18 protein-coding genes are annotated in these 17362 nt (G+C 72.8%); 7 read left to right on the top strand and 11 right to left on the bottom strand.

What is annotated here, in order from left to right; genetic code table 11:
- Nucleotides 1-107 precede the first annotated feature (107 nt).
- Nucleotides 108-494: a DUF6009 family protein gene (locus ACFC79_RS15860; RefSeq protein ID WP_376240276.1), complete on the top strand. Its 387-nt coding sequence runs from the start codon at nt 108-110 to the stop codon at nt 492-494.
- Between the two features lie 282 nt (nt 495-776).
- On the opposite strand, the gene ACFC79_RS15855 is transcribed toward ACFC79_RS15860, so the two are convergent.
- On the bottom strand, nt 777-1766 hold the full coding sequence (locus ACFC79_RS15855) for an alpha/beta fold hydrolase (protein ID WP_376240274.1): 990 nt from the start codon (nt 1764-1766) through the stop codon (nt 777-779).
- 143 nt (nt 1767-1909) lie between these two features.
- Between ACFC79_RS15855 and ACFC79_RS15850 the strand changes: the two genes are divergently transcribed.
- Nucleotides 1910-2518: a helix-turn-helix domain-containing protein gene (locus tag ACFC79_RS15850; RefSeq protein WP_376240648.1), complete on the top strand. Its 609-nt coding sequence runs from the start codon at nt 1910-1912 to the stop codon at nt 2516-2518.
- Nucleotides 2519-2907: 389 nt separating this feature from the next.
- Entirely contained in the window at nt 2908-3759 is an 852-nt protein-coding gene (locus ACFC79_RS15845; protein WP_376240271.1) for a maleylpyruvate isomerase family mycothiol-dependent enzyme, read from the top strand.
- Nucleotides 3760-3843: 84 nt separating this feature from the next.
- Here ACFC79_RS15845 and ACFC79_RS15840 read toward each other — a convergent pair whose 3' ends face one another.
- From ACFC79_RS15840 to ACFC79_RS15830, 3 genes are all read right to left on the bottom strand, one after another.
- Entirely contained in the window at nt 3844-4290 is a 447-nt protein-coding gene (locus ACFC79_RS15840; protein ID WP_376240269.1) for a hypothetical protein, read from the bottom strand.
- 67 nt (nt 4291-4357) lie between these two features.
- Nucleotides 4358-5362, bottom strand: coding sequence for a HEAT repeat domain-containing protein (locus tag ACFC79_RS15835; protein ID WP_376240267.1), 1005 nt, complete (start codon nt 5360-5362; stop codon nt 4358-4360).
- Between the two features lie 3 nt (nt 5363-5365).
- The gene (locus ACFC79_RS15830) at nt 5366-6037 is read right to left on the bottom strand and encodes a HEAT repeat domain-containing protein (RefSeq protein ID WP_376240264.1); all 672 of its coding nucleotides are present in this window, start codon (nt 6035-6037) and stop codon (nt 5366-5368) included.
- A 586-nt stretch (nt 6038-6623) separates the two neighbouring features.
- Between ACFC79_RS15830 and ACFC79_RS15825 the strand changes: the two genes are divergently transcribed.
- Nucleotides 6624-7082, top strand: a complete 459-nt coding sequence (locus ACFC79_RS15825) for a hypothetical protein (protein WP_376240261.1) — start codon at nt 6624-6626, stop codon at nt 7080-7082.
- Nucleotides 7083-7318: 236 nt separating this feature from the next.
- On the opposite strand, the gene ACFC79_RS15820 is transcribed toward ACFC79_RS15825, so the two are convergent.
- Complete coding sequence (locus tag ACFC79_RS15820; protein WP_376240259.1) at nt 7319-8038, bottom strand: MBL fold metallo-hydrolase; 720 nt, start codon at nt 8036-8038, stop codon at nt 7319-7321.
- A 441-nt stretch (nt 8039-8479) separates the two neighbouring features.
- Here ACFC79_RS15820 and ACFC79_RS15815 point away from each other — a divergent pair, with 441 nt between their 5' ends.
- Nucleotides 8480-9073 (top strand): GNAT family N-acetyltransferase, encoded by a 594-nt coding sequence (locus ACFC79_RS15815; RefSeq protein ID WP_376240257.1) that lies wholly within the window; start codon nt 8480-8482, stop codon nt 9071-9073.
- 44 nt (nt 9074-9117) lie between these two features.
- Here the strand turns inward: ACFC79_RS15815 and ACFC79_RS15810 are convergent, their stop codons facing one another.
- The 6 genes from ACFC79_RS15810 to ACFC79_RS15785 all read right to left on the bottom strand — a co-directional run bounded on the left by ACFC79_RS15810 (nt 9118) and on the right by ACFC79_RS15785 (nt 15659).
- Nucleotides 9118-10080 (bottom strand): NAD-dependent epimerase/dehydratase family protein, encoded by a 963-nt coding sequence (locus tag ACFC79_RS15810; protein WP_376240254.1) that lies wholly within the window; start codon nt 10078-10080, stop codon nt 9118-9120.
- Complete coding sequence (locus ACFC79_RS15805) at nt 10077-11207, bottom strand: cytochrome P450 (RefSeq protein ID WP_376240251.1); 1131 nt, start codon at nt 11205-11207, stop codon at nt 10077-10079. The genes ACFC79_RS15810 and ACFC79_RS15805 overlap by 4 nt, the downstream gene beginning before the upstream one ends.
- A gap of 226 nt (nt 11208-11433) precedes the next feature.
- On the bottom strand, nt 11434-12918 hold the full coding sequence (locus tag ACFC79_RS15800) for a class I adenylate-forming enzyme family protein (protein WP_376240250.1): 1485 nt from the start codon (nt 12916-12918) through the stop codon (nt 11434-11436).
- The gene (locus ACFC79_RS15795) at nt 12918-13658 is read right to left on the bottom strand and encodes a glycosyltransferase family A protein (protein WP_376240247.1); all 741 of its coding nucleotides are present in this window, start codon (nt 13656-13658) and stop codon (nt 12918-12920) included. Before ACFC79_RS15795 ends, ACFC79_RS15800 begins: the two co-directional genes overlap by 1 nt.
- Nucleotides 13655-14683, bottom strand: a complete 1029-nt coding sequence (locus ACFC79_RS15790; RefSeq protein WP_376240244.1) for a 3-oxoacyl-ACP synthase III family protein — start codon at nt 14681-14683, stop codon at nt 13655-13657. Before ACFC79_RS15790 ends, ACFC79_RS15795 begins: the two co-directional genes overlap by 4 nt.
- A 478-nt stretch (nt 14684-15161) precedes the next feature.
- A complete protein-coding gene (locus ACFC79_RS15785; protein ID WP_376240241.1) occupies nt 15162-15659 on the bottom strand; it encodes a GNAT family N-acetyltransferase in 498 nt (165 codons plus the stop codon).
- Nucleotides 15660-15757: 98 nt separating this feature from the next.
- Here ACFC79_RS15785 and ACFC79_RS15780 point away from each other — a divergent pair, with 98 nt between their 5' ends.
- Complete coding sequence (locus ACFC79_RS15780; protein WP_376240646.1) at nt 15758-16420, top strand: hypothetical protein; 663 nt, start codon at nt 15758-15760, stop codon at nt 16418-16420.
- Between the two features lie 317 nt (nt 16421-16737).
- Nucleotides 16738-17271, top strand: coding sequence for an FxLYD domain-containing protein (locus ACFC79_RS15775; RefSeq protein WP_376240240.1), 534 nt, complete (start codon nt 16738-16740; stop codon nt 17269-17271).
- Nucleotides 17272-17362 lie beyond the last annotated feature (91 nt).

The following is a 17362-nucleotide window of genomic DNA, read 5'->3' as shown; positions in this document are numbered from 1 at the left end:
GCACACGCCTCCGTACGGAGAACGGCGCGGCCCCCACAGAGGAAGAGCGGCACACCATTCAGGCACCATCCGGATTGGTGCACGCGGACGAAGGAGAGGTCGTGGCCATGAGCTCGCTACTGACCGACGGCGACCTCACCCACGAAGCCCACGTGGTGTGGCTGGAAGACACCGAGCACCTCGACTACGTCCGCCAGGCCCTGGACAAGACCCCCCGTCGGCGCAGCAAACCCCGCTACGCCCGCGACGGGCGCATGATCGGGTACGTCGAGCTCGACGCCGCCGCCGAGGCCGACCCGGACAGCGGTCTCTACCGTCGCCGGGTGTTCTTCCTCCTGCCTCACGACCGGGACTCCGACCCCGACGGCGTCTACCGGCAGGGCGCACCCGGCGAAGCCGTCGACCCGCGGACCATCCAGCCCAACAAGGTCGGCGAGAAGACCCCGCGCTCACAGCGGGGGACCGAGATCTCCGCGGCCCCGGCCGGTTCGTAGCCGGTACGACAGCGGCCGACGGGCAACCGTCCCCGCCTTCGTACCGGAACTGCGCAACCGGAACTCCGGACCGGGACGGAAGGGTGTTGTACGGCCGGGGGCGGTCGTACAACACGGGCGGGTCGGTCGTGCCCGACGGCAGGAAGCGTCCGGCGGCGCATGGCCCCGGCTCCGGGGCGCGCCGGTACGGAATCGGGTTGTGAAGAAAGTAGGGTAAAGGGCTTGTCCGTCGGGAGGACCGCCGAGCGGATCGGCGAGGGCCGGCCGTTCGTGTCCGACGATTCAGTCCCGCAGGGAGGCGAGCCAGGCGGTCAGCAGGCGGTTGACCGCCTCGGGACGCTCCTGCTGGATCCAGTGCCCGCAGCCGTCCAGGATGTGGGAGGAGACCAGGCCGGGGAGGGTGGCCGGGTAGGCGTCGATCGCGTCGGCCATCCAGGTCGTGGAAGCGTCCAGCGCGCCGCCGATGAACAGGGACGGCTGCCTGATCGGGGCGCCGCCGTACCGGGCGAGATCCTCCCAGTCGCGGTCCATGTTGCGGTAGCGGTTGAGAGCCCCGGTCATGCCGGTGCGCTCGAACTCCCCGGCGTACACGTCGAGGTCGTCCTCGGTCAGCCACGCGGGCAGTTTGCCGTCGGGGAAGCGGTCGCGCAGCAGGCCGCCGGTGCGGGCCACGAAGTGTGGGTCGGGTTCGCCCCGGCCGGGCATGGTGTCGGCGGACATGGCCGCGTAGAAGCCCGCGAGCCAGCCCCGGAGGTCGGGTTCCATCTCCGCTTCGGCCCGGCCGGGCTCCTGGAAGTACGAGACGTAGAACTCCTGGTCGCCGCCCATCCTGGCGAAGACGTCGGTGGGGCGGGGACCGCCGGGCGGCGCGTAGGGGACGCTCAGCAGCCCGACGGCGCGGAAAACCTCGGGGTGGAGCAGGGCGGAGGCCGCCGCGATGTTGGAGCCCCAGTCGTGCCCGACGACCACCGCCCTCTCCTCGCCCAGGGCGCGCACCAGGGCGACGTTGTCCTCCACCAGGGCGAGCATCCGGTAGGCGTCCGTCGCGGCCGGCTTGGACGAGCGGCCGTAGCCGCGCACGTCGAGCGCCGCGGCCCGGTACCCCGCCGCCGCGAGGGCCGGGAGCTGCCGGCGCCAGGAGTACCAGGACTCGGGGAAGCCGTGGACGAGCAGGACCAGCGGTCCGGTGCCCTGCTCGACCAGGTGCAGGCGCCCGGCGGGTGCCTCGATGGTGCGGTGGCGCAGGTCGGCGGGCGGCGTGGGTCGGTGCATCGCTTCTCCTCGGTTCGCGGGCGGCCGTGGTTGCCCACCGATCATGCGGCGCGGCGGCCATTTGGTGCGAGCACCCTTGCCGTCCCGGCAAACTGGCAGGACAGGGCGGTGGCGGCGGCACGGCCGGAGAGGGCGGGGCGATGATGACGGACGACGGCACAGCCGACACACTGGCGGCCATGGGCCCCCGGTTGCGGACCGCGCGCGAGCGCCACGGCGCCACACTCACCGACGTCGGCCGCGCGACCGGCATCTCGCCGAGCACGCTGTCACGGATCGAGACCGGCCGACGCAAGCCGACCCTGGAGGTGCTGCTGCGACTCGCGAAGGCGTACGGCATCTCCCTGGACGAGCTGGCCGGCACCGCACCCGCCGCCCCGGCCGGTCCGCGCACCCCGACGCCGCAGCGTCCCGGCGACGACAAGGCGGTGCTGCCGCTGACCCGGTACGTGGGGGGCCTGCACGCCCACAAGCACGTCCTGCCCGCCGTCGACGCGCCGCCGACGCGGCCGCGGCAGGTCTCCCACGACGGGTACGCATGGCTGTGCGTCCTGTATGGGCGGCTGTGGCTGGCGCTCGGAGAGCAGGACCTCGTCCTGAGTGCCGGGGACGTGGCCGAGTTCGACGCCCGCACCGCCCACGGAGTCGCGAACGCCGGACCCGGCGGACCGGTCGAATACCTGATCATGTTCGGGCCGCAGGGGGAGCGCCTACGACCGCGCGCCCCCGCCCCCGACCGCCGGGCCCGGTAGTGCGGAGCACGGTGTCCCGGACCGCTCACCCCACGACGGTGCCCGCGGTTTCACGCCTCGGCGGCGTCCGTGCACCGCGTCTCGAAACAGCACGAGGGCGTGGAGGACCGGGCCGAGCGCCCCGAGCAGGCCAAAACGCTCTCAGGCCTGCGACGGGCTCGGTGCCGGTTTCCGTTCCGAGGTTCCTCGATCGCCGCTACGAAGGCGGGCGGAAGAACTCGGCGGTAGCCGCCGCGCCGCGGGTGGGCGTTCGGCCGGTGGAGCGGTCCCGACATGGTCGAAGGCTGACTGGGCGGCACCGGTCTGATCCCGGACGGCTGAGGCACGAGCCCGTACCACGGCGGGGTATTGAATGGCAGACCGAGGCTTCCGGCTGACAGGCTTTGACCATGAGTTCCCAATCCAACGGCACATCCGGTACTTCCTGGCTGGGCGATCCGATCGACGCTCGCCTCTTGTTCGGTCCCGAGCTGGAGGCATTGGTCGACACCCTGCGTGGCCTGCGGCCCGCTGACTGGAGCAAGACGGTGCTCCCGCGCTGGACTGTGCATGACCTTGCCGCCCATCTCCTCGGCGGCTACCGCGGCCGCCTCGGTCGTAGCCCAGGCGGATCCCGGGGTGCCTTCATGCAGGGAGAGACGCTGGAGGCGTTCATCCACCGCACCAATCAGGAATGGGTCGACCTCCATGCCGGGGACAGCCCCGTTTCGCTCGTCGATGCGCTGGAGGCGGCCGGGATCCAGCTCGCCGAGCGATGTGCCACTGCCGATCTCGAAGCGCCCGCCCTGGGTGTGTCATGGGCGGGAGTCGACCCGGCGCCAGGATGGCTGGACATCGCCCGGGAGTTCACCGAGTACTGGACCCACCGGCAGCAGCTCCGACATGCCATCGGCCGCGACACCGACCCCGAACCGCATGCCTTGTCCACGGTCCTGGACACCTTCATGCGGGCCCTGCCTCATACCCTGCGGAACGCGACAGCACCGGTCGGGGCCCAGATCGAAGTGATCGTCGAGGGGCCGGCCGGCGGCAGGTGGACCGCCACCGCCACCGTGGACCGCTGGTCACTGGGCGAACCGCCCAGCGGTCGGCCGACCGCATCGGTGTTCCTGGATACGGAAACCGCCTGGCGCCTGTGCACACGTGGCATCGATCCCGTCACTGCCCTGGGCCTGGCCCGCGTCCGGGGAGAGCGCCGACTCGCCGAAGCCGCGTGCCAGATTGTGTCCATCGTCCACTGATGACGCCTGGGTCGTCAGTGCCCAAAGAGACAACGACGACCGCGCCGCTCTCCGACCGACCCCACGCATTCACGTTCAGTACCCTCACCCTCGCGAGTTCGCGGAAACTGAAGGTTCTTCAAAGCAAAACAGCGGGTGTGGTGCGCCGATTCCGGCTGCTGGCGGAGACGTGGAAACGAACCTGCGGGAGCAGCGGCGGCACAGCCCTCGGCCGCCAGTCAGGCGCAGTGCCTCTCTGATCTCTTCGTATTGCAGCGGTACATACCGGCCAGCAACGATTCGGCCTCCTCCGAAGATCTTCATGAACTCGGCCGATGTCTCTTCGTCGAGCAGGGAAGAGTTCGTCTCGAGTGCCCGATTGATGCTGTCTGTGATCTGTGGAGCCGTGAGTTTCTCCATTGCGCTCGTCAACTCCGGGGAAGCGCCATCGTCTTCGATGCGAGCACGAGCCGGCGCCCTCATCCGATCGGCGATGAACGCCGCAGCCGTCAGCAGCGCGAGAAGACGTTTCTGGGCTTCTGCACCGCCCATGCCCGCTCCGTGTTCTTCGAGCGCGACATCGACTTCTTCGGACCGGGGCCGCGTCCTGGCCGCGCGGCTATCGCGCGTCGCGCAGCTTGAGAATGTATGCCGCGGTGAGCGCGACGACACGGTCCTCGTCATGTGACAGATCTGCCAGGGCACGGGACGCCGACATCCCCGGGATGTCCGCGAGCGCCTGGGTCAGCCGTCGGCGTGCGGACGATCCGGGGGCGCTGCGGGCGAGGCGGTCGACGAGCCCCGCAACGATCTGATCCGCCAGTACGGCATCACTCGCCAGCGTGCCCAGCGCATCGGCCGCGTCGACGTCGTTCCTCTCCCCGACGACCATGTCGACGAGCGTCGGGACCGCGTCGGCCACCCCACGTGCCCCGAGCGCCAGAGCCGCGTATCCGCGGACCGCGGCATCGGGGTTCGTGAGGGCCTCCTGCAACAGGGCGGTCGCCTCACCGTTCGGGAACTCGGCGATGGACTGGACGGCACGTTTCCGTACCTCGGCCGCCGGTGAGGCGAGGCCCTTCGCCAGCAGTGCCGGTCCGTCCTCGCCCGATCGCGCCAGAGCCCAACGAAGGGCCCCGGCGACGTTCGGGTCCGACTCGTTCAGCACGGCCTCCACCAGAGCCTCCACCGGCACGGCGACGTCGTCGACCGCGGACAGGGCCGCGCGCTGCCGTGCCCCCGCGCTCTTCGACCCCAACGCCTGGAGGAGCGCGACGATCTGGAGGACGTCCTCCCAGCCGGCGGGTTCCGCGGCACCGATTCGACGGAGTCGCGTGAGCAACTCCGTCTCCGCCGCGATGCGGTCCTGCGTCTGGCGGATGAGGTCGTCGACGAGTTCCCCGGGCGCGAAGTCGGGGTCGTCGAGTGCGCGCCCGACGTCGCGCAGCGACAACCCCAACGACCGCAGGCTCTCGATGTGGAAGATGCGCCGGATGTTCTCGCCGGAGTACTCCCGATAGCCGGAACCGGTACGGTCCGTCGGTCGCACCAGTCCGAGCGATTCGTAATGCCTGAGCATGCGGGCGCTCACCCCGGACCGCCGTGCGACATCACCGATCAGCACTTCCTACTGCCCCTCCTGGCCGGCCCCGCCGAGAGCCACGACGCGCTTCGCCTCCTCGATCGCGAACTCGAAGCCGGCATCCGGGTCGCGCCACAGCCGTTCCGTGGCGATCGCGTGCGTGCGCACGCGAGGGTCGAGATCCGTCGTCGCGGCGCCCAGTGCCGGCAGCATCACTTCCCCGAGCGCGATCAGCGCCCGGCTGAGGCTCAGCTGCGTCTCGCGTTCGCCGCGCCCGAGCTGCGTCGCCAACACTAGGGCCAACTCGTGCTCCTCACCCTCGGGCACCAGCACGACCGCCGCCCGCCAGGCGCTCCGGGCCACCTCGTCGTCGGCGTCGGACAGCAGCGCCGGTGTGATCACCGGCCATGCCTGCCGATCCCCGATCTTGGACAGCGTGTGCAACGCCTGGCTCCGTGCCTGCGTACGCTCCGAGCGGACCTCGTCGAGAAGGACCGGGACCGTCATCGATGCCGCGTGCCGGGTGAGCGCCCAGGTCAGCATTTCACGCACGTAGAACTCGGGCTCGATCGCGCATCGCTCGACGAGCCCGGTGATGAACGCCGGGTCCGGGGCCGTACCGACCGCCAGTGCTGCCTGGAGTCTGACCGACGAGTTGCTGTTCGCCAGCCCCTGGAGCGCTCGCATCGTGGTCGTGTCCTCTTTCGGCGTGATCATGAGGATCACCTCCTTGGCCGCAGTGAAGACCTTGTCAACGTGTCAAGGTCAAGCGGAACCGGACCGACGGCACGGCATTTGTGGCCCCACCGACTCCGGTGCTCGTCAAGGGCGGTGGCCCACTCCGCGCGCCACTCGGCGTCGGGCTCGTCGCCCGCCTTCACCGCAGCGAGTTCCGCCGCCGGCTCCGGTGCCCCGTACCGGGCGGCGTCCAGCGCCGGCAACTGCCGTCGCACCTCGGGAGCCGTGTACTTGTGTACGCGTATCGATGCCCGGTACACCGCCGCCACCAGCGCCTCTTCAGCACCGGCGGCGCAGTCCGAGCCTGCCCACACCTGGGCCGGGTCGGCATTCACCGGTCACCCCGGACGAGTCAACCGCCTGCTCACGCCCACGGACGGCTCGCGGCACGCTCCAAATTGGCCGTAGCATGTCAAAAATCATGGAGATGTGCCTTGTTGTCTCAAGGGGGGCGTGCCTCAATGGGGAAGTCATATCGCTGACGGTGCGTCAGCGATATGTGACGGTCCGGCGCCCTCGGCGATCCGGCGCCGGTAATCCCCCCCACACGAAGGGCCAAACCATCATGAGGCATGGCATACGGCGAGTCGGGATCTGTTCCGTTCTCGCCGCGGGCGCGCTCGCGCTGGCACCCACTGCCGGCGCGGTCAACCCCACCACCGCCACCATCTCCTTCGACTGCGGCCTGTACGGCTCGGGCAGCGCGACCCTCACGGCCACCCAGAGCGGCACGTCCGCGACCATCAACCTCTCGACCTCCGCCATCACCGCGCCGATCAACGTCGGGGCGAACTCGGTGAAGTCGACGCTCACGCTCACCAACAAGGGCTCCGGCTCGGTGGCGTTCACCGGCAACGCCAACCCCGCAATTCCGGCGGGCAGCCCCGTGTCCACGGGCCCGCTCACCGGAACGGTCGCCTCCGGGGACAGTCTGGAGGCCAAGTCCCTCAAGGTCGTGGTCATGGGCATCACCGCGACGTGCAACGCCAAGTCCGCCCAGACACCCGGACCGTTCGTCTTCTGAGCCTTTCCCCGAGCCGCTTTCGAGCGGCCCGGGTGAAGTGCCCCGGCAGGGCGGACCATGCGCCCGGTGGTGTGCCCGCCCCCGAGCGGGCGCATCGCCGGGCGTCGCCATGCCGGTGGGCATCACCGTGCAGCCGGGTGCCGCCATGCCGGTGGGCATCACCGTGCAGCCAGGTATCACCGCGTGCCGAAGGCCATCGCCGTCCCGGCCCCGGATCCGAATGGCACCCCCCTGTCTCACACCCAGTCGTTCTCGGGGGCGGCCGTCCGGAGCACCGCGCTCGCGTTCTCCGTCAGCGGCAGGCCGTGGGGCACGCACAGCGTTTCCACGTCCAGCGCGGCGAGCCGCCGGAAGGAGGCGATGGCCCGGCGCCGATCCACGTTGAACGGGCCGAGGATCGCCCGGCCGTCCTCGGTGGCGATGTTGTCACCGGGGAACAGCACGCCGCTGGAGGGGAGATGGAGTGCGATGCTCCCCGGGGTGTGGCCGGGGACGTGCAGGACGTGGACGGGTTCGCCCCAGCCGTCGAGGGTGTCGCCGTCGCTCAGCTCGATGTCCACCGCCACATGCTTCAGAGGGGGCAGGTCTGCATCGGCGAGCCCCGCCGTGATCTGCTTGTGCAGCACGTACTCCGTGGCCGTGTGCACCGGCGCGGGCTCCGGCGCGGTGCCGCGGATGAACGGGGCGTCCGGCGCCCCGGCCAGGACGCGGGCGCCGGTGGCCGCGACGAGGTCCGCCGCCGAACCCATGTGGTCGAGATGGGAGTGCGTGAGGACGATCTGCCGCACCTCCTCGGGGCGGTGGCCGAGCCGATCGAGTGCGTCCAGAATCGCCGGGGCGGACCCCGGCACACCGGTGTCGATCAGGGCGCATCCATCGGGCAGGCGTATGAGGTGGACGTGGCCGACGGGGAACCGGAACTGCCAGATGGTGGGGGTGATCCGAGCGATTTCCATGACGTCACGTTAGGTCGCGACCGGTATGACAGCCGTCGGATTGCGCTGCGGGTGGATTATGCGCAGCGAGAACGGGGCCGATCCGCCACGTACACGGGGGAGGCGGCCGAGTGTGTCGCCAGCCTTTCCGCGGAAGGCGATGGCGCACCCGTCATGACAGGTCAGAGGTCCTTTTCGTAGGACGAACGGCACAGGTCGCCAGGCTTGTTCGGCCCTTTCGGAGGCGTCCGGAACCGCCGTCATGAATCAGGTGGGGGAAATCGATCAGGACGACATCGTGCGGGCGCGTAACGTTCTGCTCGCGTCGGGCCACCGCACTCCGTGGGAGGAGGTCGACGCCTACCGGGGGCTCGCCCGGGTCGGCGCCGTCTCCTGTCTGCCCCGCCTGGCCGTGGCCCCGTGCCGCCTGAGTCATGATCCGACAACACTTGGAGTCCGGCCATGGAGATCCTCTGCCGTCGATGCGTTTCTTCGGACCCCTCGGAGGAGGCTGCCCTCGTCGACTTCCTCACCGAGGACACCTGGCCGTTCCACGGCTCGGAGGTGGTCGACGCGGATCAGGTCCGGCGAGGGATTGCCGAGGGCAGGTACGACAGCGAGGAGAACCGGACCTTCTGGATCGTCGCGGACGACGCCGTGCGGGATGCCGTGGTCGGGCTGGTCCGCCTGATGGATCTGGGCGACCCGACCCCGCTGTTCGACCTGCGGATCGCCACCCGGTTCCGGGGGAGTGGCTACGGCCACCGCGCCCTGACCTGGATCACGAGGTACGTGTTCGAGGAGTTCCCGGGGGTTCGGCGGATCGAGGGGAACACCCGGCAGGACAACGTGGCGATGCGGCGGACGTTCCGGCGCTGCGGATACGTCAAGGAGGCGCATCACCGCGATGCCTGGCCCGGGGCCGACGGGTCGGTCCACGACGCGGTCGGATACGCGATTCTCCGCAGGGACTGGGAGTCCGGCACCGTTACCGTTCCGCAGTGGTACGACGAACACATCGGTGCCGGTGACACCCCGACCGCGGAACACCCCTGATGCCCGGTCGGCCCCCCGTGGACCCGGACCGGCCGCCCGGCGGATCAGTCGCCCGGCGTGTGTCCGGGGGCGGCCGACGGCGGACCGGTCCGGCCGCGGGCGGCGGCCAGGTCCGCGGTGTAGTCGCGCAGCTCCCGCGAGGGCGCCCAGCCCTGCCCGACGGCCCTGGAGACGTCGAGCACCACGGTGTGGGCGAGCTGGTCCACGGCGTACCTGGTGAGCGGCGGTTCGGCATGCGGCCGCAACCGGCCCAGTGCCTCGCCCACGACGGCCGCGCCCCGGGCCGCGGGGAGCGGCAGGTGGTGGATGCGCGCCGCCACCCCGTGCGCGTGCAGCACCTCCCGCACCGCTGCGTCGCGCCGGTACGGGGCCGGGTCGGCGATGTTGTACGCACCGGGCGGCCAGCCGGGAGCGGCGAGGCAGGCATCGGCGAGGTTCTCCACCGCCGTGAGGCTCAGCTCCACATCGTCCCCCGGCAGGAACAGGTGCCCCGCGCGGACCCGGGCGAGGATGCGGGGCACCAGATGCGGGTCGCCGCGGCCGTAGACGGCACGCGGGCGCAGCACCACGGAGCCCGCGGCGAGCGCGAGGGCCTCGCCCGCCGCCTTGGTGCGCCCGTACGCGTTGAGCTGCCCGCGGACGGGATGGTCCTCGCGGATCAGGCAGCGTCCGCGACCCGGTGCGTACACGCTGGAACTGCTCACCCACACCACCGGCCGGCCCGCCGCGGCCTCCAGCAGCCGGGCCGTGCCGTCGATGTTGACGGCACGCATCACCGCCTCGGTGGGCGAACCCGGTGCGGGGTCGCCGACGGCCGCCGCGCAGTGCACCACGACATCGGCGCCGCGCAGGTCGGGTGCGTGCGACGCGGCGTCCCACGGGACATGGCGGCCCACCGGTCCCGCTCGGCGGCCCGGGCACAGGACATCGGCCCCGCGCGCGGCGGCGAGGGCGGCCACGTGGGAGCCGCAGAAGCCGCTCGCCCCGGTCACCGCGATCGTCGTCATCGGTCCTCCGCGGCGGTCGCGGCACGTACGGCGAGGGTGCGCCAGCCCGGCAGGGCGGCCCGCCGGTCCACGCGGGCCCGCACCACGACGGGCCGGTGCGGCGCGAGGGCGGCAAGGACGTCGTCGAGCTGGGCCCGTGCCAGTCGGGCGCCGGGGCAGGCGTGCGGCCCCGCCCCGAAGACGAGCTGGGACACGGCGGGCGCCACCGGTCGCCGCGCGTCCGGTGCGATGTCGTGGGCACCGGCCGCGTGCCGGGCGACCAGGACCAGCCGGTCCCCGGCCCGTACCGGGCAGCCGTCGGCCGTCGCGTCGGCGGCGGCGACCCGCGGCAGCAGCGGCGACGGCGCGGTGACCCGCAACAACTCGGTGACCAGCGACGGTCTCAGCCGATCGTCGGCCGCCTGGTCCCACAGGCCCGCGTCGGCGCACCGGGCGACGGCACGGGGCAGCGCCGCCACGGTGGTGTTGACGGCGGCGACGGCGAGCATGGCCCGCAGACCGTCGTCCGCGTCGTCGTCATCGGTGGCGAGCAGGGCCTCCAGACGGGCGGCGGCAGCGGCGGCGGGCCGGGCGCTCCCCGGGCGGCGGGGACCGGGCAGGTGGTCGCGCACGGCGGCTGCCGCGGCCTCGCCCGCGGCCACGGCGAGTGCGGTCGGATCGGTGCCCGGCCCCGTGCCGAGCAGCGCGCACACGGTCGCCCCGGCCAACTCCTGTGCGGCGGGCACCAGATCGACCGGACGGCCCGCGTCCAGCGGCGCGAGGTGCCGGTTCAGGACCGTGCGCCACACCGGCCGCAGCCGTTCCGTGCCCGCCCCGCCCAGCCCCTGCGCGACCGCGCGGCGGGTGTTGCGGTGGTGGTCGCCCTCCTGGTCGAACATCAGCCCCGCGCCGGACAGTTCGCGGGCCGCGCCGCCGGTGGTGCCCGCCGCAGTACGGTCCAGCGGCACATGGGTGAGCACCTGACGGTACGCGTCGGTGCCGTGCACCAGTACGGTCGTGCCGAGGCGTACGGACGGTCGGCGCCGGGTCGCGGCCAGCAGGGCGAACAGGACGGGGTGCGCGCGGGTGTAGACCCGGCGGTCCCGGCGGCGGGCCCGGCTCTCGGAGGTGGGCGGTCGGGGTGTCAACGGACGTGCACCTCACGGTCGTCGGCGGGCAGGTACCGGCGGTCCCGGTACCCCGGCAGGGTCCGCCGGGCGCCCCGGGCCCGCGGCGGTGGAAACGGCGGTGGATCGGGCCTCATCCGGTCGCTTCCTGTCGTGGGGGCGGTGCGGGGACAGGCCGGTCGGGCGGCCGACCGGTCACGGCCCGGGGAGCAAGGGGGAGTTCCGCGGGGCGCGGTGCGCGCCGGGCTCATGCGGCGCTCCGCGTGCGGGCGGCCAGTTGTCGGGCGGCGAGGCGCGAGGCCGCAGCACGGTCCGGCTTGCGGGAGCGGCCGGAGAGCGGGATGTCCGCGAGGAGGAGCGCGTCCGGGCGGGCGGTGCCCATCCGGGAGAGCGGGGCGGCGAGCGCGGCGCGCAGGCGGGCGCGGTCGGCGCCGGGAGCCGGCTGCACCACGGCGACGAGACGTTCGTCGCCGTCGGCGGCCGGAACCCCCACCAGCAGGGCGAGTTCGACGCCGGGCACGTGCAGACCGGGCTCGTACAGGCCCGGGTAGATGTTCTCCGCGCCACGGAGCACCATGTCCTTGCAGCGGCCCTCCAGGACGATGCGGCCGTCGTCCAGGCGGGCCCGGTCGCCGGTGGCGATCCACGGATCGGGGTCCTCGCCGAGATAGCGGTGGCGGGCGGCGGGGCCGGACAGCTGGAGTTCGCCGTCGCCGCCGGACTTGGCCTCCACGCCGGGCAGCGGCGCGCCGACGAGGTCTCCGTCGCCGCCGAACGCCGCCTTCTCGGCCTGTTCGACCGCCGCCGCGGGAAACAGTTCGGTGAGGGCGTAGACGCCCCACGCCTCGTCGGCGCCGCTCTCCTTGACGCGGGTGAGCAGGCCGGTGCTCGCGGGCGCGGATCCGGTCCACACCCGCCCGGTGAACCGCGCGCCCTCGGCGAGGGCCGCCCGGAGCTGAGGTGGCGTCAGATAGGTGGCCTGCGCGTCGAGGCGGCGCAGCTGCCGGGCGAGGACACGGGACGAGCGGGCGGGCAGCGCGACGGGCGTGCCGCTCGCCAGCGACGGGACGAGGACGAAGAAGGTGCCGCCCAGGACGGGACGGCCGGGCTCCGGCCGCACGAGCTTCGTGACCGTGCTCATTCCGGCGGCGAGCGAGGAGCGGGTGTGGACGACGGCGCGCGGGCGGGAGGTGGTGCCGGAGGTGAAGACGATGACCGCGTCGCCGTCCTCGTCCCGGGGCCGGGGCGGGCGGCCGGGCCGGGCGGTCAGGTCCAGGGCGGGCGCGCTGCCGGGCAGCCGGGTACCGATCGTGGCCACCGGGCCGAGCTCGGCGAGGTCGGGCAGGGCGAGCCGGGCGCGCCGGGCGAGCGGCCGGGCCCATCCGGCGACGGCCTGCGCGGTGGCGTCGGCGAGGACGAGGTCCGGGCGGGCGAGGGCGAGCCGGGCCCGCAGCACATCGGGCCCCGCGCCGGGGTCGAGCACGGCGGCGCGGGCGCCGAGCCGGTGCACGGCGAGCATGACGGCGAGCGCGCGCGGTCCGGGACGTACGGCGACACCGACCGTGCCGCCGCTGCCGATGCCGCGTGCGTGCAGGGCGGCGGTGTACGCGTCGGCGAGGTCGGCGAGATCACCGCAGGTGGCCCTGGTGCGTATGGTTCCGGTTCGAGTGGTCCCGAGGACGGCGGGCCGGTGGCCGGCGCGGCGCAGCGTGTGGGCGAGGGCGTCGAGCATCAGCGCGGGTCCTCCCCGTGACGGCCGGGGCCCCGGTCCAGGTACCAGCGGGCGGTGCCGACGAGGCCGTAGGCGTGCAGGCGGCGGGTGGAGTTCTCCACGACCATGCCGCGGGCGTGCACGATGGCCGTGGTGTGGCGCCGGACGCGGTTGAGGAACAGCCGGTCGGTGGGGGAGGGGCGGCGGGGCATGCCGCCGACGGCCTCGTAGAGACGGGCGGTGATCGCCATGTTGTTCCCGGCGTGCATCCGGTACGGCGCGAGGTAGCCGTGGCGCCGGTGGTGGGCGGGACGGACCCGGCCGAAGAGGGCGGCGACGGCGACCGCGGCACGGAACGCGGCACGGCCGAACGGCCCGTGCTCGTCCCGGCGGGCGTCGATCCGCCCGCAGACCAGCCCGGCGCCCCGGCCGAACGCGTCGCGGGCCGCGGCGGTCCAGCCGCGGTGCGGGAGGCAGTCGGCGTCGGTACGGGCGATCAGGACGGCGCCGTGCCGGACGGCGTACCGGAAGCCGGTGTCGACCGCGCAGCCCACGCCCTTCTCCCGCTCGTCGAGGACGTGCACGGGGAAGGGGGCGCGGCGGGCGAAGGCGCGGGCGATGTCTCCGGTGCCGTCGGTGGAGGCGTTGTCGACGACGACCAGGGTGAAGTCGCGGTCGTGCTGCCGTGCTAGCGCGTCGAGGGTGGCGCCGACGCGGGCGGCCTCCTGATGGGCGGGTACCACGACCCAGAGGCCGGTCATGCCTTCTCCCAGACCATGGTGGTGATGCTGACGCCGCCGCCGAGGCCGACGAACAGGACGCGGTCGCCGGGCCGCAGACCGTCGTGGACGCGGTCGAGCTGGACGCCGAGAGTGGCGGAGGCGATGTTCCCCGTCTCCGGGACGGTGACGACCAGCCGGTCCTCGGGCACGCCGGTGATCTCCCGGAAGCGTTCCAGATAGGGCAGGGTCACCTGGTGGACGAGGACGTGGCGGTAGTCGTCCCAGCCGAGACCGGTGCGGTGGCGGACGCGGTCCAGGACGCTGGTGCCGACCTTCTCGAAGACGTCGCGCAGTTCGTTGCCGTCGCCGTGGAAGTAGGTGTGCTCCTCCTCGCGCGGATGGCGCGAGCCGCCGCCGAAGATGCCGCCGACCGGCCAGTGCTCGGAACGGGTCTCGGTGTCCACGTCGAGGATGCCGCCGGCCGGGACCGGTTCGAGGACGACGGCGGCCCCGGCGTCGCCGAAGGTGTAGCCGGCGAAGCCGTCGCGGAACTGGCCGAGGTCGGCGGGCCGGTGGCGTACGGCACGGCTCGGCGTCTCGCCGGTGACGACGAGGGCGCGGCGGGCCCGTCCCGCGAGGATCATGGCGTGTGCGGTGTCGATGCCGTTGACGAAGCTGTTGCAGGCGTTCGTCACGTCGAGGGCGTGGGCGCGGGAGCCGAGTTCGGCCTGGACGATGTGCGCGGTGGCGGGCTCCACCATGTCGCGGCTGGCGGAGGCGAACAGCAGCAGGTCGATGTCGGCGGGCGTGAGCCCGGCACGGTCGAGCGCGGTCCGGGCGGCGGCCGCGGCGAGGGTGGAGGCGTACTCGCCGTCGGCGGCGACGCGGCGGGTCAGGATGCCGGTGGCCCGCTCCAGCATGCGCGGTGGCAGCGGCAGTCCGCTCGACTCCGCCACGCCTCTCTGCAATTCCTCGGAGGCGAGGACACGCTCGGGCAGGTACGAGCCGACCGCCGTGATGCCCACCCGCCGGGCTCCGGCGGAGGAGGACTGGTCTCTGTACATGGGCCGGACGCTACGGGCACACCAGTGCGATCGCCTGAGCGCTCCTACTCAGGAACCATGGGGACGCAAACCGTCCCGGCCGACGGTTTTGCCGCATCGTCGCACCCGGTTCGGCGCGACGCGGAGCCGGAGCGCGACGCGGCGCGGAGCCGGAGCGCGACGCGGCGCACACCGGGCGCCCCGGTATATGTTCGTCCGAGCCGAACACCCCCGGCCGCGAAGGGCGTTGTCACAGCCGTGCGAGAGAACGCTGCCCGACGGACACCCGGTGTCAGGCCCCCGGCGACACGTTCGCCGGCCGGAGCGCACGTGCTGCTCCGACCACGACCGGCCCCACGCCGCCGACGCCCTGGTCGACACCCTCGACACCCTCGGCACCCCCGTCGACGACGCGCCGGAGGCCGGGTGCCCCGTCGCGGGCCCGTCGCCGCCCGCCGGACCCGCGACGGGCGGCGGAGGTGTCGTGGGCCGTCGGGCATCAGCACCCGCGCTCGTACTCGACCTGGGCCAGAGGGTTCCCGTCGCCGAAGTCGAAGGTGCGCGTGGCACCGGTCTCGGCGAAGCCGCACTTGGTGTAGAAGCGGCGGGATCGCGGAGTGTCGCGCAGCGTCCACAGGTGCACCCGTGAGAATCCCTCGTCGCGCAGGTGATCCAGCGTCCCCGTCATCAACGCACCGGCGATGCCGCTGCCCCAGCCGTCGGGGTGGCCGTAGAAGCTGTGGATCTCGGCATGACCCGGACGGTCCGAGGACGGGACGGAGAAGGACAGCGCCAGCGGGCGCCCGTCGTCCTCGGCGAGCAGGATCGTCCCCTTTTCCCCGGTGATCCTCGCGTGCCATCGCGTCCGCCTGCTCAGGACCCCGCGTGCGGCGAACTCCGGGTCGAAGAAGGGCGCGTAGGCCGCCTCCCAGGCCGTGGCGTGGATTTCGCCGAGGGCGTCCCCGTCGGCAGGCCGAGCACGGCGCACACTGATCATCCCGGCAGCCTATCCACCACCGGGCCGCCCCGGCCACCGTTCCGGATGCCTCGGCCGTCCGAGTGCACCGTCGCACGGTGATCGCTATCGTCGTCGGCATGAGGGGCGTACGGGTGGTGCTGATCGGCGGCACGTCGAACGTCGGGAAGTCGACCGTCGCCCGGACGGTGGCCGACCGGCTCGGGTTCGAGTGCCTGTCGACGGACGGGCTGGCGCGGCATCCGGGCAGGCCCTGGCGGACGCCGGAGAAGGAGGTGCCCGCGCATGTCGCCGAGCACTACGGGACGCTCGGTCCCGACGAACTGATCACGTCCGTTCTCGGTCACTACGAGCGGTTGTGGCCGCGCATCGAGGAGTTGATCACGGAACGTGCGACCGGGCACGGCACCGGGCTGGTCCTGGAAGGATCGGCCCTCTGGCCCGCGCGGGTGGCGGAGCTGGAGGTTCCGCACACGGCCGCCGTATGGCTCACCGCGGACCCCGCCGTCGTCCGTGCCCGGGTGCACGCGGCGGGCGGTTACGCGTCGGCGACGACCGGCGAACGACAGCTGATGGACGCGTTCCTGGCCCGGACGGAGCGCTTCCAGACGCTCGTGCTGCACGCCGTCGGCCGATGGGGCCTGGAGCGCATCGATGTGAGCGGGGACCGGTCCGTCGCCGAACTTGCCGATGCGGTGCTGGCCGCCGCCGACGCGCAGAACGCCGTCGGACGCTCCTCCGCAGGACGCGGACCGGGCGGCACCGCGGTCGTCGAAGGCTGAGACCATCCCCACCCGGCTCCGCGGCGTTCCGGCGGCGACGACCGGCGCGGCTCGTCCCCGGACCGGGTGCACGGGGACGAACCCGCCGAGGCTGCCCGGGGAGAAACCAGGCGTCGCGGGGCGGGCAGGACTTTCGATGCACGCCCTCCTGCACCGCGCATTTCGGCCGAGCCGTACGGTGTCTCCGCACCCGCGCACTCATTCTTGGGGGATCACGTATGTCACAGAGCTTTCCGCCGCCACCCGGGCAGGACCCGCAGCAACCTCCGCAGCCCTACCAGCACTGGCCCCAGCCGACGCCGGGTTGGGGAGCACCGATGCCACCGCGGAAGCCGCGCAACATCGGGCTGATAGTCACCCTGTCCGTGCTCGGCGGTCTGCTGGTGCTGGGCGGGTTCGTCGCCCTGATGGTGTCCGCCATGAGCCTCGACCCGGTGGAGCACAGCAGCGTCTCGGTGGAGCCGTCCCAGGTCGAGGTACCGGGGAAGAGCACGGGGGAGGAGAAGAAGGGCGCGCCGGAACAGAGCGCCCCCGCCCCGGCGGAGCAGGCAGCCGAGGACGACGGGGATGCCAAGGCGGATGTGAAGCTGTCGGGCTGCGAGGTGAACTCGCTGACGAAGTGGCCGTCGGTGAACGCCGAGATCGTGAACCACGGCACCACGAAGGCGAGCTACGTCGTCAACGTCGAGTTCGTGGACGGGTCCGGCACGCGGCTGGCCGAGGGGCTGGCCGTGGCGAGCGACCTGGCGCCCGGACAGAAGTCGACGCAGAAGGCGCAGGGCCTGGGCGAGGTCGCGAAGAACGTCACATGCAAGGTGACGGACGTGATGCGCTACCCGTCGGGCGGCTGAGACCGCCTGCCGCGCGCCGACGCCGATGCCCTGTCACCCGCACCGGGTGGCAGGGCATCGGCATGTGCGTGCCCCGTGTCCGGTGAAGCGC

This window comes from Streptomyces sp. NPDC056061 (assembly GCF_042266885.1).
Classification (GTDB): Bacteria; Actinomycetota; Actinomycetes; order Streptomycetales; family Streptomycetaceae; genus Streptomyces.
This window is presented reverse-complemented; position numbering and strand designations above follow the sequence as displayed.

What these genes read in the sequence shown, in the direction of transcription:
- ACFC79_RS15860 (WP_376240276.1), top strand. Translation starts at nt 108, where the DNA reads ATGAGCTCGCTACTGACCGACGGCGACCTCACCCACGAAGCCCACGTG.
- ACFC79_RS15800 (WP_376240250.1), bottom strand. Translation starts at nt 12,918, where the DNA reads ATGCTCGACGCCCTCGCCCACACGCTGCGCCGCGCCGGCCACCGGCCC.
- ACFC79_RS15810 (WP_376240254.1), bottom strand. Translation starts at nt 10,080, where the DNA reads ATGACGACGATCGCGGTGACCGGGGCGAGCGGCTTCTGCGGCTCCCAC.
- ACFC79_RS15820 (WP_376240259.1), bottom strand. Translation starts at nt 8,038, where the DNA reads ATGGAAATCGCTCGGATCACCCCCACCATCTGGCAGTTCCGGTTCCCC.
- ACFC79_RS15840 (WP_376240269.1), bottom strand. Translation starts at nt 4,290, where the DNA reads ATGGGCGGTGCAGAAGCCCAGAAACGTCTTCTCGCGCTGCTGACGGCT.
- ACFC79_RS15780 (WP_376240646.1), top strand. Translation starts at nt 15,758, where the DNA reads ATGAGGGGCGTACGGGTGGTGCTGATCGGCGGCACGTCGAACGTCGGG.
- ACFC79_RS15815 (WP_376240257.1), top strand. Translation starts at nt 8,480, where the DNA reads ATGGAGATCCTCTGCCGTCGATGCGTTTCTTCGGACCCCTCGGAGGAG.
- ACFC79_RS15795 (WP_376240247.1), bottom strand. Translation starts at nt 13,658, where the DNA reads ATGACCGGCCTCTGGGTCGTGGTACCCGCCCATCAGGAGGCCGCCCGC.
- ACFC79_RS15855 (WP_376240274.1), bottom strand. Translation starts at nt 1,766, where the DNA reads ATGCACCGACCCACGCCGCCCGCCGACCTGCGCCACCGCACCATCGAG.
- ACFC79_RS15790 (WP_376240244.1), bottom strand. Translation starts at nt 14,683, where the DNA reads ATGTACAGAGACCAGTCCTCCTCCGCCGGAGCCCGGCGGGTGGGCATC.
- ACFC79_RS15825 (WP_376240261.1), top strand. Translation starts at nt 6,624, where the DNA reads ATGAGGCATGGCATACGGCGAGTCGGGATCTGTTCCGTTCTCGCCGCG.
- ACFC79_RS15830 (WP_376240264.1), bottom strand. Translation starts at nt 6,037, where the DNA reads ATGATCACGCCGAAAGAGGACACGACCACGATGCGAGCGCTCCAGGGG.
- ACFC79_RS15775 (WP_376240240.1), top strand. Translation starts at nt 16,738, where the DNA reads ATGCCACCGCGGAAGCCGCGCAACATCGGGCTGATAGTCACCCTGTCC.
- ACFC79_RS15785 (WP_376240241.1), bottom strand. Translation starts at nt 15,659, where the DNA reads ATGATCAGTGTGCGCCGTGCTCGGCCTGCCGACGGGGACGCCCTCGGC.
- ACFC79_RS15845 (WP_376240271.1), top strand. Translation starts at nt 2,908, where the DNA reads ATGAGTTCCCAATCCAACGGCACATCCGGTACTTCCTGGCTGGGCGAT.
- ACFC79_RS15850 (WP_376240648.1), top strand. Translation starts at nt 1,910, where the DNA reads ATGACGGACGACGGCACAGCCGACACACTGGCGGCCATGGGCCCCCGG.